The organism is Haladaptatus sp. CMAA 1909, from assembly GCF_043952005.1.
Taxonomy (GTDB): Archaea; Halobacteriota; Halobacteria; order Halobacteriales; family Haladaptataceae; genus Haladaptatus.
In genome coordinates this window covers 921018-943147 of the sequence record NZ_JBIOAV010000001.1, presented here as the reverse complement: position 1 = coordinate 943147, position 22130 = coordinate 921018, and the positions used below count along the sequence as shown (strand labels likewise).

The 22130-nt window shown below is 61.9% G+C and carries 33 protein-coding genes; 17 read left to right on the top strand and 16 right to left on the bottom strand.

All coding sequences use genetic code 11. The features are described 5' to 3' along the window. Nucleotides 1-7 precede the first annotated feature (7 nt). Nucleotides 8-1081 (bottom strand): phytoene/squalene synthase family protein, encoded by a 1074-nt coding sequence (locus tag ACGYLY_RS05295; protein WP_395282644.1) that lies wholly within the window; start codon nucleotides 1079-1081, stop codon nucleotides 8-10. A gap of 171 nt (nucleotides 1082-1252) precedes the next feature. On the opposite strand from ACGYLY_RS05295, the gene ACGYLY_RS05290 reads away from it, so the two are divergent. Then, the gene (locus ACGYLY_RS05290; RefSeq protein WP_395282646.1) at nucleotides 1253-1957 is read left to right on the top strand and encodes an RNase P subunit p30 family protein; all 705 of its coding nucleotides are present in this window, start codon (nucleotides 1253-1255) and stop codon (nucleotides 1955-1957) included. After that, nucleotides 1941-2546 (top strand): class I SAM-dependent methyltransferase, encoded by a 606-nt coding sequence (locus tag ACGYLY_RS05285; protein WP_395282648.1) that lies wholly within the window; start codon nucleotides 1941-1943, stop codon nucleotides 2544-2546. Before ACGYLY_RS05290 ends, ACGYLY_RS05285 begins: the two co-directional genes overlap by 17 nt. 179 nt (nucleotides 2547-2725) lie before the next feature. On the opposite strand, the gene ACGYLY_RS05280 is transcribed toward ACGYLY_RS05285, so the two are convergent. After that, nucleotides 2726-3016, bottom strand: coding sequence for a hypothetical protein (locus ACGYLY_RS05280; RefSeq protein WP_395282649.1), 291 nt, complete (start codon nucleotides 3014-3016; stop codon nucleotides 2726-2728). Nucleotides 3017-3173: 157 nt separating this feature from the next. Here ACGYLY_RS05280 and ACGYLY_RS05275 point away from each other — a divergent pair, with 157 nt between their 5' ends. The 4 genes from ACGYLY_RS05275 (at nucleotide 3174) to ACGYLY_RS05260 (ending at nucleotide 6378) form a co-directional block, all read left to right on the top strand. Beyond that, on the top strand, nucleotides 3174-3653 hold the full coding sequence (locus ACGYLY_RS05275) for an Rpp14/Pop5 family protein (RefSeq protein WP_395282651.1): 480 nt from the start codon (nucleotides 3174-3176) through the stop codon (nucleotides 3651-3653). Between the two features lie 4 nt (nucleotides 3654-3657). Continuing rightward, nucleotides 3658-4416, top strand: coding sequence for an archaeal proteasome endopeptidase complex subunit alpha (gene psmA, locus ACGYLY_RS05270; RefSeq protein WP_395282652.1), 759 nt, complete (start codon nucleotides 3658-3660; stop codon nucleotides 4414-4416). Nucleotides 4417-4470: 54 nt separating this feature from the next. Then, nucleotides 4471-5196, top strand: coding sequence for a ribosome assembly factor SBDS (locus ACGYLY_RS05265; RefSeq protein WP_395282653.1), 726 nt, complete (start codon nucleotides 4471-4473; stop codon nucleotides 5194-5196). 84 nt (nucleotides 5197-5280) lie between these two features. Then, on the top strand, nucleotides 5281-6378 hold the full coding sequence (locus ACGYLY_RS05260; RefSeq protein WP_395282655.1) for an AI-2E family transporter: 1098 nt from the start codon (nucleotides 5281-5283) through the stop codon (nucleotides 6376-6378). A 17-nt stretch (nucleotides 6379-6395) separates the two neighbouring features. On the opposite strand, the gene ACGYLY_RS05255 is transcribed toward ACGYLY_RS05260, so the two are convergent. The 11 genes from ACGYLY_RS05255 to gvpO (ACGYLY_RS05205) form a co-directional block, all read right to left on the bottom strand. Further along, nucleotides 6396-6635, bottom strand: a complete 240-nt coding sequence (locus tag ACGYLY_RS05255) for a PRC-barrel domain containing protein (protein WP_395282657.1) — start codon at nucleotides 6633-6635, stop codon at nucleotides 6396-6398. A gap of 64 nt (nucleotides 6636-6699) precedes the next feature. Continuing rightward, on the bottom strand, nucleotides 6700-6948 hold the full coding sequence (gene gvpM, locus ACGYLY_RS05250; protein WP_395282658.1) for a gas vesicle protein GvpM: 249 nt from the start codon (nucleotides 6946-6948) through the stop codon (nucleotides 6700-6702). Beyond that, the gene (gvpL, locus tag ACGYLY_RS05245) at nucleotides 6945-7730 is read right to left on the bottom strand and encodes a gas vesicle protein GvpL (RefSeq protein ID WP_395282659.1); all 786 of its coding nucleotides are present in this window, start codon (nucleotides 7728-7730) and stop codon (nucleotides 6945-6947) included. The genes gvpM and gvpL overlap by 4 nt, the downstream gene beginning before the upstream one ends. Further along, the gene (locus ACGYLY_RS05240; protein ID WP_231183150.1) at nucleotides 7723-8040 is read right to left on the bottom strand and encodes a gas vesicle protein K; all 318 of its coding nucleotides are present in this window, start codon (nucleotides 8038-8040) and stop codon (nucleotides 7723-7725) included. Before ACGYLY_RS05240 ends, gvpL begins: the two co-directional genes overlap by 8 nt. After that, the gene (gvpJ, locus tag ACGYLY_RS05235) at nucleotides 8027-8404 is read right to left on the bottom strand and encodes a gas vesicle protein GvpJ (protein ID WP_395282661.1); all 378 of its coding nucleotides are present in this window, start codon (nucleotides 8402-8404) and stop codon (nucleotides 8027-8029) included. The genes ACGYLY_RS05240 and gvpJ overlap by 14 nt, the downstream gene beginning before the upstream one ends. After that, nucleotides 8397-9155, bottom strand: coding sequence for a hypothetical protein (locus ACGYLY_RS05230; protein ID WP_395282662.1), 759 nt, complete (start codon nucleotides 9153-9155; stop codon nucleotides 8397-8399). Before ACGYLY_RS05230 ends, gvpJ begins: the two co-directional genes overlap by 8 nt. Continuing rightward, nucleotides 9148-9570: a gas vesicle protein GvpH gene (gene gvpH / locus ACGYLY_RS05225; RefSeq protein WP_395282663.1), complete on the bottom strand. Its 423-nt coding sequence runs from the start codon at nucleotides 9568-9570 to the stop codon at nucleotides 9148-9150. Before gvpH ends, ACGYLY_RS05230 begins: the two co-directional genes overlap by 8 nt. After that, nucleotides 9570-9824 carry a gas vesicle protein GvpG gene (gvpG, locus tag ACGYLY_RS05220; protein ID WP_231183146.1) on the bottom strand — a complete coding sequence of 85 codons (255 nt, stop codon included), beginning with the start codon at nucleotides 9822-9824 and terminating at the stop codon, nucleotides 9570-9572. Before gvpG ends, gvpH begins: the two co-directional genes overlap by 1 nt. Continuing rightward, nucleotides 9821-10447 carry a GvpL/GvpF family gas vesicle protein gene (locus ACGYLY_RS05215; RefSeq protein WP_395282664.1) on the bottom strand — a complete coding sequence of 209 codons (627 nt, stop codon included), beginning with the start codon at nucleotides 10445-10447 and terminating at the stop codon, nucleotides 9821-9823. Before ACGYLY_RS05215 ends, gvpG begins: the two co-directional genes overlap by 4 nt. A gap of 163 nt (nucleotides 10448-10610) precedes the next feature. Next, nucleotides 10611-11258, bottom strand: coding sequence for a hypothetical protein (locus tag ACGYLY_RS05210; protein WP_395282665.1), 648 nt, complete (start codon nucleotides 11256-11258; stop codon nucleotides 10611-10613). 12 nt (nucleotides 11259-11270) lie between these two features. Beyond that, entirely contained in the window at nucleotides 11271-11714 is a 444-nt protein-coding gene (gvpO, locus tag ACGYLY_RS05205; protein ID WP_395282666.1) for a gas vesicle protein GvpO, read from the bottom strand. A gap of 198 nt (nucleotides 11715-11912) precedes the next feature. On the opposite strand from gvpO (ACGYLY_RS05205), the gene gvpA reads away from it, so the two are divergent. After that, on the top strand, nucleotides 11913-12176 hold the full coding sequence (gene gvpA, locus ACGYLY_RS05200; protein ID WP_231183142.1) for a gas vesicle protein GvpA: 264 nt from the start codon (nucleotides 11913-11915) through the stop codon (nucleotides 12174-12176). Nucleotides 12177-12193: 17 nt separating this feature from the next. Continuing rightward, the gene (gene gvpO, locus ACGYLY_RS05195; protein ID WP_395282668.1) at nucleotides 12194-12685 is read left to right on the top strand and encodes a gas vesicle protein GvpO, halophile-type; all 492 of its coding nucleotides are present in this window, start codon (nucleotides 12194-12196) and stop codon (nucleotides 12683-12685) included. A 1-nt stretch (nucleotide 12686) separates the two neighbouring features. On the opposite strand, the gene ACGYLY_RS05190 is transcribed toward gvpO (ACGYLY_RS05195), so the two are convergent. Continuing rightward, complete coding sequence (locus ACGYLY_RS05190; RefSeq protein ID WP_231183141.1) at nucleotides 12687-13007, bottom strand: FUN14 domain-containing protein; 321 nt, start codon at nucleotides 13005-13007, stop codon at nucleotides 12687-12689. A gap of 203 nt (nucleotides 13008-13210) precedes the next feature. Here ACGYLY_RS05190 and tfe point away from each other — a divergent pair, with 203 nt between their 5' ends. From tfe to aspS, 7 genes are all read left to right on the top strand, one after another. Further along, complete coding sequence (tfe, locus tag ACGYLY_RS05185) at nucleotides 13211-13738, top strand: transcription factor E (RefSeq protein ID WP_395282669.1); 528 nt, start codon at nucleotides 13211-13213, stop codon at nucleotides 13736-13738. Further along, nucleotides 13738-14409, top strand: coding sequence for a DUF2110 family protein (locus ACGYLY_RS05180; protein ID WP_395282670.1), 672 nt, complete (start codon nucleotides 13738-13740; stop codon nucleotides 14407-14409). Before tfe ends, ACGYLY_RS05180 begins: the two co-directional genes overlap by 1 nt. Next, nucleotides 14406-15173, top strand: a complete 768-nt coding sequence (locus tag ACGYLY_RS05175; protein WP_395282671.1) for a DUF5803 family protein — start codon at nucleotides 14406-14408, stop codon at nucleotides 15171-15173. The genes ACGYLY_RS05180 and ACGYLY_RS05175 overlap by 4 nt, the downstream gene beginning before the upstream one ends. 34 nt (nucleotides 15174-15207) lie before the next feature. After that, the gene (locus ACGYLY_RS05170) at nucleotides 15208-15906 is read left to right on the top strand and encodes a competence/damage-inducible protein A (protein ID WP_395282672.1); all 699 of its coding nucleotides are present in this window, start codon (nucleotides 15208-15210) and stop codon (nucleotides 15904-15906) included. A 228-nt stretch (nucleotides 15907-16134) separates the two neighbouring features. Beyond that, nucleotides 16135-17199, top strand: coding sequence for an ATP-NAD kinase family protein (locus tag ACGYLY_RS05165; RefSeq protein ID WP_395282673.1), 1065 nt, complete (start codon nucleotides 16135-16137; stop codon nucleotides 17197-17199). A gap of 53 nt (nucleotides 17200-17252) precedes the next feature. Then, nucleotides 17253-18281, top strand: coding sequence for a PhoU domain-containing protein (locus ACGYLY_RS05160; protein ID WP_395282674.1), 1029 nt, complete (start codon nucleotides 17253-17255; stop codon nucleotides 18279-18281). Between the two features lie 107 nt (nucleotides 18282-18388). Then, on the top strand, nucleotides 18389-19699 hold the full coding sequence (gene aspS, locus ACGYLY_RS05155) for an aspartate--tRNA(Asn) ligase (RefSeq protein ID WP_395282675.1): 1311 nt from the start codon (nucleotides 18389-18391) through the stop codon (nucleotides 19697-19699). Between the two features lie 69 nt (nucleotides 19700-19768). Here aspS and ACGYLY_RS05150 read toward each other — a convergent pair whose 3' ends face one another. Next, entirely contained in the window at nucleotides 19769-20179 is a 411-nt protein-coding gene (locus tag ACGYLY_RS05150; protein ID WP_395282677.1) for a hypothetical protein, read from the bottom strand. Between the two features lie 143 nt (nucleotides 20180-20322). Then, a complete protein-coding gene (locus ACGYLY_RS05145) occupies nucleotides 20323-21525 on the bottom strand; it encodes an LEA type 2 family protein (protein ID WP_395282678.1) in 1203 nt (400 codons plus the stop codon). Between the two features lie 109 nt (nucleotides 21526-21634). Here ACGYLY_RS05145 and ACGYLY_RS05140 point away from each other — a divergent pair, with 109 nt between their 5' ends. Then, a complete protein-coding gene (locus ACGYLY_RS05140) occupies nucleotides 21635-21823 on the top strand; it encodes a hypothetical protein (protein WP_231183131.1) in 189 nt (62 codons plus the stop codon). 67 nt (nucleotides 21824-21890) lie between these two features. Then, nucleotides 21891-22115: a hypothetical protein gene (locus tag ACGYLY_RS05135; RefSeq protein ID WP_007977383.1), complete on the top strand. Its 225-nt coding sequence runs from the start codon at nucleotides 21891-21893 to the stop codon at nucleotides 22113-22115. Nucleotides 22116-22130 lie beyond the last annotated feature (15 nt).

The window sequence follows — 22130 nt, the reverse complement described above, 5'->3', positions numbered from 1 at the left end:
CGGAAAATCAGGACAGGTGGAACGGCCGTTCAGAAATCGTGCGCCGCAACTCGCCGAGCGTTTCGCGTTCGACGCCGCCCGCGAGCGAGGTGATGAGGGCGTGGACTTCCTCGCGGGACACCTTGACTCCGGCGCGGCGAAGCGCGTCTTCCGGCCGTTTTCGCACTTCACGAAGCGTGCCGACGGCGAGGAGGTAGGGAATCGTCCACGCGACGAGGCGATTGCCGCGTTCGCGCGGCATGCTCTCCAGATACGTTTGGGCGTCGTCGGTGAAACTGTGGGCGTGGTCCGCTGTTCGGGCGACGACGTCCGCGACGTCGTCGCTGTGTTCGGGATCACAGAGTTCACCCTGGGGTACGTCGGCGTCTTCGAGCCACGTCTCCGGCAGGTACACGTTGTTCTCGTCGTGGTAATCGACGTACACGTCCTTGGTGACGTTGACGAGTTGTAAGAGGAGTGCGAACGACTCGGACGTTTCGCGGAGGCGGTTCGCCTGCGCCGAGTCCGCGTCCCGACAGACGAGGTTCGTGATGAGTTCGCCGACGGTTCCGGCGACGTAGTAGCAGTACTCCTCCAGTTCGGCCCGCGTTCCGATTCGAAGGCCGCCCTCGTCGGCGTGCCGCTCGACGAACATCGCCATGCCGCCGACGAGTTCGCGGACGGGCGGTCGAACCGCCTCGCGGACGGACGGCGAACAGGCGTCGAACGTTTCGACGATTCGAGGTGCGTTCGCGACCACGGACCAGTCGGCATCGTCGTCGCCCCCGTCGTCCGGTATCCATTGGTCTACCGCCTCCCGGAACTCGTCTATCGTCGTCGAATCGGTCGGGTCGAGGACGGCGTCGTACTGATAGAGGAGACGCGTCTGTTCGGCGGGCGGAATGTGACCAGCGTCCTCGATGGTGTCGGCGACACGACAGAGGAGGTATCCGACGCAGATGGCATCGGCCATCGGCGCATCGAGGAGGTCGATGGTGATGGCAAACGTTCGGGAAACACCCTGAACGGCCTGATGGCACCATTCGAGGTCGTCCTCGGAGGGGTCGTCGGAGGTCGCGGAGGTCGGTGGGTGACTGTCCATTCTGTTACTGAACCTTTCGGCCCTTAGGGTTGCGAGGGGAAAACCGCTTGGGCTTACCTCTCCGGTGTCACTGGAACGGCTAATCAGTTCCGACTCCGGTCGGGACCCGCTGTCGACCGAACCGCGAGTCGCAAGCGCCAAGTCTCGCGGCCGCACACCCGAAGACGAGCAATGTACGAGGGCGTCCACGCCGTCCCCGATGGGGAGGGTACCGTCGCACGGTTCGCCGCCACCGCCGCGGACTACGGGTTCGACGGCATCGTCGTCCGTAATCACGGCGATTCCCGCGCCGAATTCGACGCGGAACGAATCAGCGACGCCTACGGGGTAGACGTGGTGGACGGCCTCGAAATCCGCGCGGACAATCCCTCGCAGGCGAGCGGTCACGTCGGCAACTTCCGCCCGAAAACGACGATACTCCTGTTTCACGGGGGAACGGTCAAACTCAATCGCTTCGCCGTCGAGGAGGAACGAATCGACGTGTTGGCCCACCCGATGCGCGGCCGCGGCGATTTCAACCACGTGCTGGCGAAAGCTGCCGCCGAACACGGCGTCCGGGTCGAGTTCAACCTGTCGCGTATCCTTCGCGCCGACGGCGGCCCGCGGGTGCAGGCGATACAGGATCTCCGTAAACTCCGCGAACTGGTGGTCCACTACGACGCGCCGTTCGTCGTCAGCGGCGACCCCTCCTCTCACCTCCACCTGCGAGCCCCGCGCGAACTGAAAGCAGTGGGCGAGGTCATCGGCTTTTCCCCCGAGCAAATCGAGGACGGACTCCGGGAATGGGGTCGCCTCGCCGAGCGAAATCGAACGATTCGCTCCGACGATTTCATTGCCCCCGGCGTGAAACGTGGGAGGTATGAAGAAGACGATTGAGGAACACGCCGACCGCTTTTCCGACATCGCGGGCGACTACGACGATTCACAGGACAGCGAGGAGTATCGCGCCTGCGTCTCGCTCGTCGTGGACCACGCGGACCCCGGCGGTGACGACACCGTCCTCGATTTGGGGACCGGGACGGGCGCGATCGCCCTCGCGCTCGCCCCTCACGCGAAGCGCGTCATCGGTCGCGACATCAGCGAGGGGATGATGGACGAAGCGCGAACGAAGGCCGAGGCGAACGGCATCGAGAACGTCGAGTTCGGCGAAGGGAAGTTCCGGGACCCGAACGTGGACGAGGAGATCGACATCGTCGTCTCGAACTTCGCCATGCACCACCTCTCCGACGACGAAAAGCGCGAAGCCGTCGAGGCCATCGCGGAACTCGGTCCGCGAACGTTCGTCCTCGGCGACGTCATGTTCTTCGGCCTGCCCGACCCCGACGAACCGTTTTACAGTCCTGAAGTGGACGACCCGTCCACGGTCGGGCATCTGGCCGACGTGTTGACCGACAACGGATTCTCGTTGACCGCCGTGGAGCGGGTTCACGACCAAGTCGGCGTGCTGGTCGCGGAACGGGCGTGAGTACGTCGACGGTTTCGGCTGACCGATATCGCCGAACTCCGTCGAAATAGCTGAATCCAGCCGATATCGACGAAGTTCCGCAGTTTCGATACCGTCCGCTCGTCCCGTCGCAATCGTGTCCGCTCCGAGCCGCGTACGACGCGAAAATAACGGTCATCCCCGAGCGGTTCGTGTTCCGCTCAGGGCCGGTGCGGACCCGACTGTCGGGGAACGTACGGCTTGCGCGGTTCGACGGAGATGCTGCTCACGGGCAACTCCCGTTCGTCCAGCACGGCGTGAATTGCGCCCAAAAGTTCCTTGTCCACGTCATCGGCGTCGATGCCGCGGAACCGGAGGGCGACCTGTTTGATGGCGATACTCTTTTCTTGAGAAGGTTCGTTGTCGGATATGCTTCGTAGCTGTTCGAAGCAAGCAGGGTAGGTGCTGTCACACCTGCCTTTCGGCGTAAGCCCTGTTGCTTCGTCAGACATATCATATCACAGGGAGTTAATTCTATTGGTTCGGCGTGTTCGAAATCCGAGAAGAACGCGCTCGTCCGTCGAATAGCGGCCGAACCGCTTCCCGTCCTTCCGACGCGAGAGCAAGCCATTCAAACCCATCGCCACCCAATCGACACCAGAGCTCCGAATGAAGCACCTCCCGAAGCACATCAGGCCCCACTGGCGGTATCTCGCGGTCGGACTCGAAGCGTGGCCCGACGCGGACGTCGACCGTCGGTCGTTCCAACGAAGTATCTGGTTCGCGGCACAGAACTTCCTCGGGGACGCCGGAAGCGCGGACACGGACCTGACGGTGTTTTCCTTCGAGTTCGAGGAGGGGACAGGTGAGGCGCTGGTTCGGGTTCGTCGGGGACACACCGACGAGGCCCGAGCGGTGCTGGCCTGCATCGACGACGTGGATGGCGATTCCGTCGGCGTGTTCGTCCGCGGTGTAAGCGGGACGGTGCGAGGTTGTGAAGAAAAGTATTTAGGTCGCCAAAGGGAAGTTTTGGGCGAGAGAAGCGTCGTGTTCGCGGACGAAAATCGTCCCGCCGTCATCCGTGACGGCGTATTCGACATTCAGGTCGATGACTCGTTCGTAGGCGCGACGGAACTCGATTTCGAGTGATACTATGCAGGGACAAGCCCAACAGCAGGCGTACGACCGCGGGATTACCATCTTCTCCCCGGACGGCCGTCTCTATCAAGTCGAATACGCACGAGAGGCCGTCAAACGAGGTAGCGCCAGCATCGGTGTCCGAACCGAAGGCGGCGTCGTCCTCGCGGTGGACAAACACACGCGGTCACCGCTCATGGAGCAGACCAGCGTCGAAAAGCTCCACAAGACGGACGACCACATCGGTATCGCCAGTGCGGGCCACGTCGCCGACGCCCGCCAACTCATCGACTTCGCGCGACGCCAGTCCCAGATCAACCGATTACGCTACGGCGAACCCATCGGTGTCGAGACACTGACGAAGGAAGTCACCGACCACATCCAACAGTACACGCAGGTCGGCGGCGCACGACCCTTCGGCGTCGCGCTCATCATCGGCGGCATCGAGAAGGGCGAACCGCGCCTCTACGAGACGGACCCGTCCGGGACGCCGTACGAGTGGAAGGCGCTCGCGGTCGGTGCGGACCGCGGCGAGATTCAGGATTACCTCGAATCGAACTACAGCGAGGAGATGGACTTGGACGGCGGCATCGACCTCGCCCTGAGTGCGCTCGGCACGGTCAACGACGACCAGCTTTCGGCGGGCGGCGTCGGTCTCGCCACCGTCGACGTCGAAACCGAACAGTTCCGTATGCTCGACGACGACGAGGTAGAGGGCTACCTCGACGAACTCGACCTCCTCGAATCCGAGGACGACGACGAGCAGGAAGAGTAATTTCGACGCCTTTCTCGGGAAACATCTTTTAGGTGGGCGCGTTTACCCTCGGGTATGATATCATTGGACGAGGCGGTGACGGCGCGTCTCGAATCGCACGGTGCTCGATTCGAGGTACTCGTGGACCCGGACGCGGCGCTCGCGATGAAACGCGGCGACTTCGACGGCGACATCGAGGACGTCATCGCCGCCGAGGACGTGTTCGAGAATGCGAGTCGGGGGGACCGACCGGCCGAGGAGGATCTGGAGACGGTCTTCGAGACGACGGACCCGCTCGAAATCATCCCCGAGGTCGTGAAACGAGGGGAGATCCAGATCACGGCCGAACAGCGCAAGGAGATGCAGGACCAGAAACACAAGCAGTTGGTCAACCGCATCACGCGCAACGCGGTCAACCCGCAGATGGACAACGCGCCCCACCCGCCGGAGCGCATCGAGAACGCGCTGGATCAGGCGGGCTTTTCGGTGGACCCGATGGAACCCGTGGACCAACAGGTGGACGACGCGCTCGACGCTCTCCGGCCGGTCATCCCGATTCGATTCGACGAAGTGACCATCGCGGTGCAGGTGCCCGCGAACTCCGCCGGTAGCGCACAGGCGCGAATTCGACAGTTCGGCGATTTGGAGCGCGAGGAGTGGCAAAACGACGGCTCGTGGGTCGGCGTCATGACGTTTCCCGCCGGGATGCAAAACGAGTTTTACGACCTCGTCAACGAACACACGAGCGGCGAGGCGGAGACCCGTATCGTCAAGGACGAAGACGACCTTCAGACGCGGTAACACTTTCGGGACGGCCGATTGTTTCGAGAACACGAACGGTCCGGCGGACACATCCTTTTGGGGACTGGTCGTGTATCGAAGACGATGGGGGGTTCCGAACGGCGGTCACGGCTGGGGTGGTGGGCACTCGCAATCGCGTTGGCGTTGGCGCTCGCGTTCGTCGCCTACGCCTTCGTCGGCACGCTCGTCCTCGGGTTGTTCGTCTACTACGGGTCGCGCCCCGTGTACCGGCGGGTGGCTGGGCAAATCGAATCGAAGACGCTCTCTGCGGCGGGCACGCTGTTTTTGCTCTCCCTTCCGGCGCTGTTCCTCGTCGGCTACACCGTGGCCGTCGGGGTCCGGGAACTCAGCGCGTTCACGGGAACGGGTATCGAGACGTACTACGCGCGGCTGATTCCCGGTTCGACCGACGTTCCGGGAATGCTCTCGCATCCACAACGGCTCGTCGGGTCCGACTTGGGAACCGCGTGGGGCGAGTTCATGACCGCGCTCAAATCGCTCGGAATCGTCTCCAGAAGCCTCCTCACGCTGTTCCTTTCCATCTCGTTCGCCTTCTTTGCGCTCCGTGATGGGGACCGCTTGGCGTCGTGGTTCCGCGGCGAGATGGGCGAGGAGAGCGCCGTCGTCGCCTACCTCTCGGCGGTGGACGAGGACCTCTCAATCGTGTACTTCGGAAACGTACTCACCGTCCTGCTCGTCGGCGTGGCGGCGACGATTCTGTACAACGGGTTCGCCGCAATCGCCCCCGCGGGAGTGGCGTTTCCACTGCCCACCGTCTTCGCCCTGTTGACCGGGCTTGCGACGTTCGTCCCCCTCGTCGTCGGAAAACTGGTGTACGTTCCGCTCACGATATACTTCGGCTGGCAGGCGCTCCAGGTGCGAACCCGGCTTCTCTGGTTCCCGGTGGCCTTCTTCGTCGTCTCGCTGCTGTTGTTGGACCTCCTGCCACAGACCGTCATCAGGCCCTACATTTCGGGCCGAACGACGCACACTGGGTTGGTGATGTTCGCCTACATCCTCGGCGGCGTCCTCTTCGGCTGGTACGGTATCTTCCTCGGACCGTTGGTCCTCGTTCTCGTCGTGCAGTTCGCCGACATCGTGTTCGGCGATTTGGTGCACGGGAAGCGCGTCACGCCGTCCTCCTCGCTCTCCATCGGTTCGAATCCGCCGGAAGAAAAGTGATTTCGTCGAAAAGCGACCTACGCTTGTAGTCGGATTTCGTCGTCGGTGATGGAGGATACCATCTCCTCTTGAAGCGGGTAGGTTTCCTCGTCCTTGTCTCCCCACCCGAGCTTCGATTTCACCTTGTCGGTGACACCCGGGTTCGGGTCGATGTGCGCGGTACCGTGGTCCACGTCCGAGACGATACCGACTTCGTCACCCGATTCGTCCACGACTTTCTTCCCCTCGTCGTCTTCCGTGATCTGTGTTGTTGCCATCGCGTTCGTACCTCGTCGGTCCCGCGGGTACCGCCGGTGGTTGCCCATGCAGGGACTTTATCGGTTACTCGTCGTTGGGAAGCAACGGATGGTCGTCCGGCGCGCGAGCGAGTTGCCGCTGTGCGGCGTCCCACTCCTCGAAGTAGCCGTAGTCGGTCATCGTGGACATACCTGCGAGGGCGGCCCTGAGGCTCAATCCGACGAGCGGGACGTCCGCGATGGTGATAATGACGTCCGCCTGTAGGATGACGCCGTCGCTGAGGATCACGTCGAGCAGGTCCACGACGGCGTGGTCGTCCTTCGTCGGTTTCATGCGTCCAACTCCGGTGCGAACGAGTAGGGCGGCCACGGCCCCGTAAACCTGATTTCGACGCCCGGTTCCGCCGCCACGTCGTCCAATACGCGCCCGATTTCCTCCTCGCGGTCCTCGTGTGCGAGAAACGATACCTGTACGACCTCCTCCGTTTCGTTCGATTCGAGGACGCCTCCCTGCGAATCGACCACGTCGAACTCCGCGACGAGCGGGGCCAGTTCGTTCCGAAGGCGCGTCGTCAATTCGTCCTTCCGCGCTTTCCTGAGGTCGCGGAGTCGATTGTCGTACTGTTTCTCCAGCAGGAAGGCGGTTCCTTCGCTCGCGTCGTCGATCCGTTCGCGGAGGTCGGCCAACTCCTCGTCTTCGGCCCGCAGTTCGTCCCGAACGCGTTCTTCATCCCACGTCACGCCGACGCGGTACTCCCAGTGGCCCGCCAACTGGTCCAAATGGGAGTCGAGCATCTCCGACTGGTCCGCGAGCCACTCGCGAACCGCGTCGTCGTCCCCCTTCAGAATCGTATCGAAGCGGAACGGAAGCGGGGTCCCGAACGCTTCCCCCGCGGCGTCGATGACCGACTGATGGGTCACCAACCACTCGCGAACCGTTTCGAGGTCGTCGGAATCGTAGGGCGAATCGCAGGGCTGGACGACCGCACCGAGGCCGTTCCGTACGAGGACGGAAATCGGTTCACCGTCGATGCCGTTCTCCGATAGCTCCGCGTCGTCTTCGTTTTCCACGACGCAGTAGAGATACCGTCCCTCCTCGAAGGTCGGGTCACCCATCGAAGCCCTCCACGCCGGGTTCGCGATCGGACATATCGACCAACGCGTCCGATATCAGGTCGTCCAAATCGCCGCGAAGGTTTTCGACGCCCTCCTCGATTCCCTCGGACTCCTTCAGGCGCTCCAACTCGTCCTCGATGGCCGCCAATTGCGCCCCGAGTCGCTCGATTTCGTCGGGCGACAGGTTGCCGCTTTCCATCCGTCGAATCGCCTCGCGCTCCATGGCCTCGACGAGCAGTTCGACCACCGTGATGACGAGCGCGACGAGTCCCTTTCCGGCGTCGTCGCCGTCGACTTCAATCGCCGTCATGCTCGGCCTCCGCCGTCTGAGCGTCCTCCTCGGCCACCTCTTCGTCGACCGATTCCGCTTCGGGTTCCCCTTCCTCATTCCCTTCTTCGGCTTCGACGCCGACGGTCACGGTCTCCGATTCCGGGAGTTCCTCGACGCCGGCCGCCTCTTGGACACGCTTCATGTCGGTCCCCTCCGGGAACTCCAAGCCGTACTGTGCGGCCGTCTCGAACGACGCGAGGGCGGCTCGGAGTTTCACGCCGAGGAGTTCCGTCTCGCCGACCGTCACCACGATGTCGGCGTTGATGACGACGCCCTTGTCGAGGAGGAGTTCCAACATCTCGGCGAGGTCGGACTGACTTCGGGTGGGGCCGGTTTCACCCATCCTCTTCCTCCTCGAATCGGTCGCCGTAGATTCGTTTGGAACCGCCACCCGACGAGTGCCACCCGCTCTTCGGAATCGTCGAGTGTCGGCCGACGCCTCCCATGTCCGACCGCGACCCCGCCGCCGTGGAGTACGCGGACGGGTTGTCGGACGACGGTTGTCCCGCACCGCCCATCGACTCGTTTTCCTCCTTGACCTCCTTCAGGTCGTTTCGGGTGTCCATGAGCTTATCGCGGAACTCGTCGACGCTCTCCTGTAGCTGAGCTTGTAGCTTCGACTCGTACAGTTCGGACTGCACCTCGTTTTTGAGGTCGCTCCGCATCACGCCGTCGCCGTCCTCGTCCTCGTCCTCGTCCGAAGCGACCATACTGGTTTCTTCGAGAGCGTCAGTGAACTCGTCGCTCTCGTTCCACAGGCTTCGAACGTCCGTGGACGACCACAGTTCGCGGAACTCGATGGCGCGTATCAGGCTTCGAACGTCGATGAGTTCGCCGGGGTCGCCTTCGTCCACCGCGTCCGGGGTGTCCTCCAACTCGATGATGTCCGGGAGTTCGGAGAGGTCGACGACCTCGGGAACGTCGGCGAGGTCGAGTTCGTCGAGGACGTCCTCGCCCTCGTCCAGCACGTTCCAGAGCTTCTCGGCTTCCCCCGAGACGTCATCGAACGACTCGGCTGATTCGAGCGCCTCCGTGAGTCCGTCGAGTCCCGATTGCACCTCCTCCGTGAACGATTTGACTCGGTCACTATTCATCCGGTAACTCCCGTTCGATGCGTAGTTCGAGTACATGGTTGTTGTACGATGCGTTCGTGACGGTCGCATCCTCCCATTCGAGTCCGAGTCGTTTTATCGGCCGCTCGCCGTCCCGGATCTCGACCGTCCCCGTTTCGGCGTCGAACGTAACCCCGATATCCTCCTTCGAAACACCGAGGAGGTCGACCGTGACGACTAGTTCATCCTCCTCCGTCCGGGTATTCGTCAGGTATTCCTGCCGACGTTGACGCGATTGACTCCGTTGTTCTTTCGATCGACCCGAGTCGATGGGGCCGACGGAAACCCCGTAGTTGATTCTGCTTCGTGGCGTCTCGTGGTCGCCGGCGTACGTTCGCTTCGCGTCGTCGTCCGAGAGTTCGTTCGCCAGTCTGACCAATCGTTCGATGAGTCCCATTATCGTTTCACCTCGACTTTCCCGCTTCGCAGCCGTTCGTGGGCCGTCTCCGCGACGTCGAGCCGTGTTTCGAGGGTCGTCTTTCGCTCCTCGTACTCCTCGTCCGACAACTCTCCGAGTTCGTACAGCATGTGCGTCTCCTTGAGTTCGTCCTGAATGCCCGCGATGTCGTACATTTCCTCCACCGCCAGCGAGTGAAGCACGTCCACCATCGACACCAGCGGTTTGAACAGCAGGTCGTCGACGATGATCATCGCTGGGCCCCGATGTGGATGTCCACGAAGTTGTACGGTGCCCACGGTCCCGTAAACTGGACGGTCACCTCGTCGTACTCGTCGCGTATCTCGCCCACCACGTCCGCGAACGTCTCGCGATCCTCGGTCGCCACGAGATACGACCGGTTGAGGACGAGTCTGTCGCTGAACAGGTCGTCGTCCGTCTCGCTCTCGGCGACGGCCGCCAGTCGCTCGCCGATGTCCTCCCGAATCTCCTCGCGCGGCAGGTCGTCGTCCTCACCGGCCACTATCTTGACGCCGAGTTCGACGTGGCCTTCCACTTCGTTGAGTGCCTTCGTGAACGCGCGGCGGGCGCTCCTGAGGACGGTCTTCAGGGTTCTGTTGTCCTTGAACGCCATGCCGAACTGCATCGGCACTACGGCGTCGACGTCGTCGCGTTCGAGGACCTCCCGAAGTACCTCGTCGTGCGTCTTACTATCCTCGTCGGTTCGTTCGGGGTCCGTCGTGTCGATGTCCGAGACGACGGCGGAGAGCGACCGGTACGTTACCGTGTACACCTTGTCCGCGTCACCAACCGTGTCCGTGTCGAACTCGAAATCGTTCTTTTCGACGACCCCATAGACGTATCGATTCGAACTCATCGTTTCATGGAGACGGTGCTCCTACGACTGGAAATCGACGTGACGTGCGTTAATAAGTCGTGTGGCGGAGAGTGCAAGCAAACGCCGCGAAAGCGGCGTATCGGTGGTCGTTTCCGACTCTTCTCGTCCCCCCGGCGACTCCACGAGAGACGTCGGAGTTTCGTCACTGTGCGGCTTTTCGTTGGTCCAGTTCGTCCATCAGGTCGTTCGCCAACGATTCGAGGTCCTCGTTCGAGAGTTGGTCGAGTTCGATTTTCGAATCCTCGGAGTCCGTCTCCCCCTCATCTTCGGCTTCGCTTTCCGACTCTTCCGACTCATCTTCGGCTTCGCTTTCCGACTGTTCGCTTTCGGATTCTTCGTCTTCGGACGACTGCTCGTTTTCGTCTTCACCGCCGTCAGCGGACTGTTCCGCTTCATCCTCGTCTTCGTCTTCGCCTCCACCGATGCTGCTCGCAGTGGCGATTATCTCCTTTGCCTCCTCCTTGCTCACTTCGAAGGCGTCTTGCACCCGTTCGCGGACGAGTTGTTCGCGGGTTTTCTCCCCCTCTTCGTCGCCCGTTTCCTCGCCTTCCTCGACCTCTCGCTCGGCCTCCAATCGGGCTTCGAGACGGTTCCCGAGCGACTCGCCGACCTTCCGACCCACGAGCATTCCGAGCCCGCAGCCGACGAGACGACCGAGGTCCCGGCCGACGGTTCCTCCGTTCTCCGTTTCCATCTCGGTGAGTTCGTCCACTAACTGCTCGGCGGTCAGTTCCTCGCCCACGTTCTGTTCCACCAGCTTTCGTACCGTTCCTGATTCTTCTTCGGTCATATCGTCCCCCAGTTACCGCTCCTCGACGTCGAAAATCTCGTTCTGCGTTTCGACACGGCCGCGCCGGTATCGACCGGCGCGGCCGTAGCCTCGGACCTCGCCGTCCGGTCCGAGGCTGATGACGTACCGTCCGAGGATGTCTTGGGTGTCCGGAATCGAGTTTCGTTCGACGACTTCGGCGACGACCCGCCACCCGTCTTCGTCCTGTTCCTCGACTTCGACGACGTTGTCGAGCGGGGACCCGATGAGGTCCCCGGCGACGGCTCGTCCGACGTCCCTCGCATCGTAGAGGTCGATCCCGCCCTCCGAATCGATGATCTCCTCTACGTCGACCGATCCCTCCGACCCCGCATCGCCCGTCGAACCGTCGTCCTCCCGCTCTTCGACTGCCGCCGACAGGCGGTCGAGCACGTCGTCGAACTCGCGCGTTTCGGAACCGCTCGTTTGTTCGGTCATCGTTCCCCCGCAAGCGAATCGGGACCGAGTGCCATAATACGTGTGCCTGCAAACCCGTCTTCCGGTTCGGTGCCGTTCCCGGCGAAAACCGCTAGCCGATTCGTTGCCGGTTAAAAGTAACTTGCAGTGTCGGCCCTAAGCGTGAAATATCGTCCACCTGCACTTTCCATCCTAGGGATTCGGTTCCCGTGAACAACCATGGTACAAGCAGACCCAAACTCATCCAGTCTCGCGGACGTACTCGACCGCATCCTCGACAAAGGCGTGGTCATCGACGTATGGGCGCGTATCTCCGTCGTGGGTATCGAAGTGCTGACCGTCGAGGCGCGCGTCGTAGTCGCGTCGGTCGACACGTTCCTCCACTACGCAAAGGAGATGGCGAAGTTAGAACGAGCCTCCTCGGACGACGAGGTCGACTTCGAGCAGGTCGAAGTCGCGTCGCCCGAGGCCAGTACGTCATAAGCACCGACTGAGAAAGCATGTCCGAAGCAGAACAGTGCCGGGCGCTCACGGAGGACGGAGAGCGATGCTCCCGCCCGGCACAGAACGACGGTTTTTGCCACCAGCACGGTCCGGATAACGAGACGATAGACGATGCTCCCGAGGACGGGAACGACTCGGAAAACGACGATGAGAGTAGCCAGGAGGAGAACGTGAGCGAAAACGAAACCGAACACCAAGAGGACGAAGAAGAAAATCCCGCGGAGAACGGTGAATTCGACGTGATGGACGTCCGTGAGACGGTCGAGAACGTCGCCGACGATTTGGTCGGGCATCCGCTCGACGGTATCATCGAAATAATGGACGACGGTGACGGCTGGGAAGTCGTGGTCGAAATGGTAGAACGGAGCGCGATTCCGGACACCCAGGACATCCTCGGACAGTACGAAATTTCGCTCTCCGAGTCGGGTGACGTAACCGGCTACCGTCTCCGGGAGCGATACCGCCGGGGCGACAGTCAGGAGTGGTGAGCTATCCCTTTCGGAATCCGATCATGAAACCGCCGACGAATCCGGCGCTCACCGAGAGCGTCGAAAGGAGCGTCGTGATCCACGACGGCGGCGTACCGTTTCCGGCCGCTTGACCGGTTTTCAGCATACCGGCTGAGAGTTTCTCCCAGTCTACCGACAGTATTCCGCGCGATTCGAGGAACTTGAACAGGGCGAGTTCGAGGCCGACGATGACCGCGATGAGCTTCGCGATTTTCTTCGCGGCGAACCCGATGATACCGCCGATGACGGCACCGCTTCCCAGTTGGAGTCCGAGTTGTTGAGGGTCTATCCCGACTTGCATCGTCACACCCAGAACACTGATAGGTTAAGTTTCTTGTGGTTTTCGTCCAATTCCAAACGAGGAATCGACAGGAAGAACGGCTCGCGTCGAGCGTGACGGTTGTAACAGAAACAAAACTGTTCTGCGACAGTCCCAACGAAACGATATCCCGCGACCCGCTCCCGATGGTTTTAAACAGATGAACGACCCGATATAACATATCAATGGCTTTCGAGGACCTGTTAAGCGACCCGGTGATTCAGAAATATCTTCACGAACTGGTTGGGCCGAAGGGAATGCCGGTGGCCGCCGCGCCGCCGGACGGCGAGGTGACCGACGAGGAACTCGCCGAAGAACTCGACCTGGAACTCAACGACGTTCGACGGGCGCTGTTCATCCTGTACGAGAACGACTTGGCGACGTATCGACGCCTCCGTGACGAGGATTCGGGCTGGCTCACCTACCTCTGGACCTTCGAGTACGACAAGATACCGGAGAACTTGGAGGACGAGATGTATCGCCTGCTCGACGCGCTGAAACAGCGCCAGGAGTACGAACGAAACCACGAGTTTTACCTCTGTGAGATCTGCTCGCTTCGCTTCGAGTTCGGCGAAGCGATGGACTTCGGTTTCGAATGTCCCGAATGCGGATCCCCGCTCGAATCCATGGAAAACTCGATGCTCGTCGAATCCATGGAGGACCGGATCGACGGCCTCGAAGACGAACTCAATATCGAGACGCTCGGTGCATAATGGTCGTTCTCGCAACCAAAGTGTACGTCCGCGGCGACGCGAAACGACGCGCGCTCGACGGACTCCGATCGCTCATTCAGAACGCGCTCGGCGACCTCGACGTCGAATACGACATCGGCGTTCGTCACGACGACTTCGTCTCGGTGACGGTCGAAGGCGAGGACGAGGTCATCGCCCGGAACCTCCTCTCAGAGGAGTGGGGTGAAATCACGCCGACCCTCCGGGACGGCGAACCCTACGTCGGAACGCTCGAATCGTGGGACGACGACGGATTCGTCCTCGACGCCGGACAGGAGGTTCGGATTCCGGCGGCCGAACTCGGTCTCGGTCCGGGTAAACCGGAACAGGTGGTCGAGCGGTTCGCTCTCGTTCAGCACTTGGCGATGGAGTTCGTCTACGACGAGGGCGGTTCGTCGCGCCTCTCGGACGACGAGCGCGACCGCCTGTTCGACTGGACGCGCGGAAACGGTCGCGTGAACGTCAACAGCGCGACGCGGGGTGAGGTCCGGGCGACGGTCAACCGCGCCGGACACGCACAGGACATCGTGACCGTCGAGCGACTCGGCGTGTTGGAACAGAGCATCGTCTGCACGGAGAACACCGACCCACCGGGACTGCTCGCCAGCATCGGCGGCTACATCCCGGCGGAAATCCGTTGTGTAATTCCATGAGGAAACGGTTCGCCCTCGCGATCGGTCTGCTCTTCCTCCTCGCGGCCAGCGCCGGTTGTACCTCGATGTTCGGGCCGGGCGAAATCAGCCAACAGCAACTCTCGAAGAACGCGACGTACGACTGGGACACGTCACAGAACGTGACGTACAACGTCACGAGCCACCAGTATCAGGCGATATACGAACTGAACAAGAAGGGGACCCTCGAAATCCACCAAGAGGAGTCCTTCGGCGAGGAGGCACCCGTCGATATTTCGGCCGTGCAGTTCCGGTATCCGAACGGAACGGTCGTCGGGGCCAACCAAATCACGGTGAAGAAGACGAAGTCATCGACCATCATCAAGCCGCCACAAGGGGAAGGAACGCTCGCGTACACGGCATCGAGACAGGGGAAGACGTTCTACGTCCCGACCTACCTGAAGGACAAGACGTACGAGGTCACCATCCCCCGCGGTATGCGCGTCGATACGTTCCTGCTGAGCGACGTTCGACCCGGCAGCTACGATACGACGATGGAAGACGGTCGGGAACACATAATCTGGTCCTCCCCGGTATCGTCGGACGGCATCTCGGTCCGGTACTATCTCGGCCGCGATAAGTGGATATTCGCGGGCATCGTGGGACTGGCGCTCATCATCGGCGTCATCGGGTTGGCCTACTACCGCTACCAGATCCGACAACTCGAACGCGAACGGGAGGAGATGGGCCTGAACATGGACATCTCCGACGACGACATGGGCGACGGGCCGCCGCCCGGAATGTGAGAGTACTTTTCTTTATCGCGGCCAACGGGTTCGTATGAACGTTGCGCTGGTAACAGTCGGAGACGAGATTCTCTCCGGGGATACCGTCAACACGAACGCCGCATGGTTGGGCGAGCGACTGACCGAACGCGGTGTGGCCGTGGAGAGAGTGTTCGTCGTCCCGGACCGAATAGCCGACATCGCCCGCGTCGTGAACGAGGCCCGCGCCGAGTACGACGCCGTCCTCGTCACCGGCGGGCTCGGCCCGACGCACGACGATTTGACGATGGAGGGTATCGCGGCGGCCGTCGGCGTTCCCGTCGAGGAACACGAGGAAGCCGTCCAGTGGATAGAGGAGCACTCGGACTACTCGCACGCCGACCTGACGAGCGGAACGACCCACCTGCCGAAGGGGTCGCGCATGCTTCCGAACGAGGTGGGCGTCGCTCCCGGCGCGGAGATAGAGAACATCTACGTCCTGCCGGGCGTGCCGAGCGAGATGCACGCCATGTTCGACCGCATCGCCGACGAGTTCGACGGCGACCCGTACTACACGGGGACCGTTTCGGCGGGCGAACCCGAGAGCGCGCTCCTCGACCGGTTCGAGACCCTCCGCGAGCGGTTCGACGTGAAAGTCGGGAGCTATCCGGGAGATTACGTGCGCGTCAAAATCGAGGGGACGGACGAGGAAACCGTCCGAGAGGCGGTCGAATGGCTAGGCGAGCGGGTCGAAGCGCCGGACGAGGACGCCTAACGGTAGAAGTAGGCGAGCCACGCCACGGTGAACGCGAGTCCGACGACGAGAACGACGATACCTGCCGCGTTTGCTGGAACGGTTTCGAGTGGGGTCATACCCGGCGGTTGTCTGCGCTCTCTCTTAAGGTTTGAGAACTTCACTCGGTGGACCAGTGTCCGATGAGATAACGTCACCTATCCTGTCGATACCCACACGCCTTTCCTCCGCGCACGCCAAGACCCGGTCATGCGAATCGGCGTGGTCGTCAACCCAATCGCGGGGATGGGCGGGCGAGTCGGCCTGAAGGGTACCGACGGAAAAGTAGCGGAAGCCCGGGACCGCGGGGCGGAGCAACGCGCACCCGAGCGGGCCGTGGACGCCCTGTCGGCCCTGTACGACCGGTCGCCGGACGTCGAACTGTTGACCTACGGCGGTGAGATGGGAGCGGAGGAGGCACGCGCCGCGGGGTTCGACCCAGAAATCGTCGGCGAACCCGGAAAAGGGGACACGAGCGCGGCGGACACCCGCGAGGCCGTTCGCAAACTGGTCGCAGGAGAGGTCGACCTGATTTTGTTCGTCGGCGGGGACGGAACCGCCGTGGACGTGGCAGAGACGATTGCCGAGTCCGAGGAGGACGTCCCGATGCTCGGCGTCCCCGGCGGGGTGAAGATCTACTCCTCTGTGTTCGCGGTGACGCCGAAGGCGGCGGGACGGGTCGCGGCGTCGTTCGACCGCGTGGAGGAGCGCGAGGTGAACGACATCGACGAGGAGGCCTACCGTGCGGGCGAGGTGCGGGCCGAACTGAAGGCCATCGCCCGCGTTCCGGTAGCCGAGTCGCTCCAGTCTGGAAAGCAACTCGGCGGCGGAACCGTCGAAAGCCTCGCGGCCGGCGTCGCGGACGACGTGAAACCGGGCGTCACCTACGTTCTCGGGCCGGGAAGCACCGTCGAAGCCATCAAGTCCGAGTTGGGATTCGACGGGTCGCCGCTCGGGGTGGACGTGTGGCGCGACGGGGAGGTGGTCGCCCGCGACGCGAACGAGGAGGAACTCCTCGCCGCGCTCGGCGACGAAAACGTCATCGTCGTCTCGCCCATCGGCGGACAGGGGTTCGTCTTCGGGCGCGGAAACCACCAGATTTCGCCGGACGTGATTCGTCGTTCGGACGTGGAAATCGTCGCCTCGAAGACGAAACTGGACGGAATCGGCGTGCTTCGAACTGACACCGGGGACGAGGACGTGGACGAGTCCCTCCGCGGATGGCGGAAAGTACGCGTCGGACGGTTCGAACGAAGAATGTTGAAACTATCGTGAGGCATTTAGTGGCATACGGTGAAGTTTAAGGCTTCTGACGCGGATGAAAGGATATGGAAACACGGAAGGTACAACGATTAGGGCCGTCGACGTTGGCGATGACCCTCCCGGCGGAGTGGGCACAACAACACGGGGTGGAGAAGGGTGACGAGGTGTCGCTTCGCATCAGCGGCAAGGGAACGCTCACCGTCCTCCCCGAGTCGGCCCACGACGAGGAGTCGGAGGCGACGATTCACACCGAGCAGTTGGACGCGGATGCGGTCGAACGCGCCATCGTCGCCCAGTACGTTTTGGGACGGCGCGTCATTCATGTCGTGAGCGACGAAACGCTCGAAAGCAGCCACATCAACGCCGTCTACAACGCGGAGACGCAGTTGATGGGTCTCGGCGTCATCGAGGAGACGCCGGAAAGCATCGCCATTCGATGTTCCGTCGACCCCGAGGATTTCGACTTGGACAACCTGCTCGAACGGTTGGAGAACACGGGCAGCACCATGCGCGGCGAGGCCGTGAAGGCGCTCGCCCACGGAAACCCGGACCTCGCACAGCGGGCGCTCAACCGGGAGCGACAGGCAAACAAAATCTTCGTCCTCCTCCTCCGCCTCATCTTCACGGCACACGAAAACCCCGCCATCGCACGCGCCATCGGATTGGACAGCGGTTTCCCGCTCATCGGCTACCGTTCCATCGCGAAGAACCTCGAACTCACGGCGGACAACGCGGAAGACATCGCAGATATCGTCCTCGAAGCGGAAGGACACTCCCTCGAAGTCGATAGCTCGACCATGCGTCGAATCCGTGAGTTCACGGATCAAGTGGACGAGATGACCGCGCTGGCGGTGCAGGCCGGCGTCGAACGCGACTACGACCTGACGCTCGAAGTCAGACACAAGTTCCACGACCTCGGCGACCGGGAGTCGGATATCCTGTCCGACCTGCCCGAGATGTCGAACGACGACCTCCTCGAAGTCCGTGACGTGCTCGTCAGTCTCCAACACACCGCCCAGTACGCGATGCGAAACGCTGAAATCGCCGCGAATCTGGCGCTCAACGAGGAGAGCGAGCACACGACCATCAACTGAGGCCCTCCCCGACTATCCCGATTATTTCTCCCATTTTCGACCCGTAGTCGGAAGAATCAATATCCGCGACAGACTCGGTGGGAACACGATAGAGCGTAGTCGAGATAATGATAGAGCGAACGTATTCTGACGACATCACGGAAGAACAGGACGGCGAGACGGTATCGATTGCGGGACACGTCCACGACATTCGGGACCTCGGTGGACTCTCCTTCGTCATCGTCCGCGACCGGGAAGGACAGACGCAGGTCGTGTTCAAGGAGGGGGACGACGAGGACCTCTTCGAGGCGTCGAACGACCTCGGCAAGGAGGACGTCGTGCGCATTACCGGGTCGGTGAAGGCGAGCGACCAAGCGCCCGGCGGCGTCGAACTCATGCCGTCCGCGCTGGAGGTCATCAGCGAGGCCGACTCCCCGCTTCCGATGGAAGTGGCGAAGGACATCGAATCGGACCTCTCGACGCGACTCGACAACCGGAGCATCGACCTCCGAACGTCCGAAACGTACGCGGTGTTCTCGCTCCGCTCGAAACTCGTCAACGCGATGGAGGAGTGGTTCGACGGCGAGGGATTCCGCAACGTCGATACGCCCCTCCTCTCGCAGGAAGGTGCGGAAGGCGGCGCGGAACTGTTCCCCGTCGTCTACTACGGCGAGGAAGTGTTCCTCTCCCAGAGCCCCCAACTGTACAAGCAGATGCTCATGGCGGCCGGGTTCGACAAAATCTACGAGACGGGTACCGCGTTTCGCGCGGAAGCGTTCGCCACCTCCCGTCACGTCTCCGAAATCTCGATGTTCGACGTCGAGTTGGCGTACATCGACGACCACCACGACGTGATGGACATTCAGGAGGAGTCGCTTCGCCACACGCTCGAACGGGTCAGCGAGAACGCGGCGGACGAACTGGAGACGCTGAGCGTCGAACTCACCGTCCCGACCGACCCGTTCCCGCGCGTCACGTTCGAGGAGGCCCGCGACATCCTCGCCGCCGAGTTCGACCATGTCCCGGAGGACGAAACCGACCTCGACACGAAGGGCGAGAAACTGCTCGGCGAGTACTTCGAGGAGCGGGGCCATCCCGCCTTCTTCGTCGTCGGCTACCCGGACGAGAAGTTCTACTACAAACAGGACGTTCCGGCGGACGACATCGCTTCCCGGAAGTTCGACCTCATCTACAAGGGTCAGGAACTCTCCTCGGGCGGGCAGCGTGAACACGACATCGAGACGATGAGCGAGTACATGGAAGACCAAGGGGCCGACCCGGAGAACTTCCACTTCTATCTGGAAGCGTTCCGGTTCGGCATCCCGCCGCACGGGGGCTACGGTCTCGGCATCGACCGACTCGTCCAGAAGGTCGGCGAACTGGACAACATCAAGGAGGCCATCCTCTTCCCGCGCGACCCCGACCGCGTGACGCCGTAGACGGGACTCGCGTCGTTTCCGTTTCTCGTGCGCTTTTTACACCGTTCGAGACGTACCGCGCCGTCGCCGTCAGTCGGCACCGACCTCCGTTTTGTCCATGGAGACGGCCGTTTCCTCCTCTTTCTCCGCGGTCAGCGGGTTCCGCGAGGAGATTCGGCACGGGAAGTCGGGGTGTTCGCCGAAGTGTCTGACGAGCAGGTGACGACGCGACCCGGTGATTCCGGTCCGACCCACGTCCTCCGCGGTGAACGTCTCCGGGAGGCGAGCGAAAAGGCGGGCCATCGCGTCGAACGTTCGGAACACCTTGGCGTTACCGGCGGAGTCGGCACTCCGTCGGGAAACCTCGTAGCTGCCGTCCTCGCGGAACGTTCCCGCGGTGCGGAAGAACTCGCGGCGCTCGGTCAGCGCGTCGCCGACCGCGTCCTGCAGGTCAGTGGCGGTTTCGCGCGATAGCTCGAAGGTTTCGCCATCGATGTCCACTCGAATCGATTCACCGTCCCGCGTTGCGGTTACGGTATTCTCATCACGGGAGAAGAACTCGACCAGGAGAGTGAGTACTCCGTGTCATACACCCATCTGCTCGCGCTGGAATAAAAACTCTATCGGTGGTGGTGATTTCTACGTCAGTCGAAGCGGTTCCCGATGGCGAGGACGTCGCCGAGTATACCGCCGTCGTCCGTGGTCGTGCCGGTCGCGGTCGAATCGGTCGTCGTCGCGGATTCCGTGTCGGTACTCGTCGCGGCCGCCCCAGTCGTATCGTCGTCCGCCGCAGACGTCCCGGTCTTCCCTGCGGTGGTCGTCATCGGCGTCGACGTTTCGTCGCCGACGGGACCCGCCGACGCGTTTCCGGTCGCTTCGAGCGCTCCTTCGGCCGAGTCGTTCTCGAAGATGTGGGTCTCGATCCGTTTTTCGTAGGTGAGTTGCCGAAGCGGGACGCGAATCGTATCGCCGTTTGGGAGTTCGATGTTCGCGTAAAACGAGATTTTCAGGTCCGTCTTCTGCCCGTTTTCCAGGTGACTGACCCACCAGTCGTCGAGACGGTCGTTCCGGATGATCGTCCGCATCCGGAGCGTCTTCTCCGATTTTCCGGGAATCGTGTACGGTCGGTCGGTCGTTCCGTTGCCGACGGCGATGCCGTTCATCGTCATGTCGTATCCGATTTCGCTCACCGTGTACGCCACCGATTTCGGGTTGTACACTCGCATCCGCATCCGAATCGGCGTCTCCTCGCTCGTTACGGCTCCCCAGTTCGCGCTCGTCTCGTTCACGTAGAGAACGGGGTCGGAAACGAGCGGTACGCTCGCGTTCACGGGACGCGTCTCCGTGGAGTTGAACTCGCCGATGATGTCCGTCTCTATCGGCTGACTGTACGGGACGCGAACCGACCTGCCCACCAGCGAGGAGTGAACCGTCGATTGAAGCCGAAGTGTGGTCTGCTCGCCGTTACGGATGTGTGTTACCCACCACTCGGGTATCTTGTCGTTTCGCATCCGCGTCGAGAACCGAAGCGTCGTGTTGCCCTTGCCGAGGGCGAGGTTCCCCCTGCTCCCGTTCGCCATCGTCACGTCGTTCATCCGGACCGTGTATTCCACCGACGTATTGCCCGCGCTGATGCCGACGGGGTTCGGGTTGTCGACCACGAGCGCGGTTTCGATGCCAGTCATTTGATCTGTTACGCTGGCAAACCCGTTGTCGACACCCGCGACGCTTGGAACGCCCAGAACGCCGTACAGGACGCCTGCACCGACGAGCGCGACGACGAGTACGATGACGAGAAATCCTCGCTTTCCGAGACGTAAGAGTACCTTACTGTTTCCCAGACCCATACGCCGTTCCTAGAGAGCGGGGTCAAAAAGCTCCCGAATCGACGGCGTAACGGTGTGGCCATCGTAGTGAGTAGAATGAACTAAGTCATCGCTCTAGAAAATGGAACGTATGGCAGGAACACAGACGGTGACGACGGATATGGGAATGGGACTTTCCGTGCTGTTCGTCCTCCTCGCATTCGTCGGCGCAGCGGTAATGTTTGTTACACCGGGAACGGAAACGGCCGCGTGGGGCTTTGCAACAGCGATAGTTTCGGGTGTCCTCGCAGTGGCGGCGAGTCACCTCTATCAGAACTGATCCGCAATCGACACTTGTTCGGCGGAGGATAATGGTTAAGGCCGTCAGGCGCGTAGTGGGGCTGAGGATGACAGAGTTCAGCAACGAGGAGCAGCGTATCCTCGAGTTCCTGCGCGAGAGCGTGGCAGGTGGTGAGCGCTACTTCCGCGCAAAGAACATCGCCAAGCACCTCGGACTCTCATCGAAGCAGGTCGGGTCTCGGCTCCCTCGATTGGCGGAAAAGTCCGAAGACGTGGATATCGAGAAGTGGGGTCGCGCCCGTTCGACGACGTGGAAAGTAAGTCCGAGTTAAGTGGCTGGCTTTTTA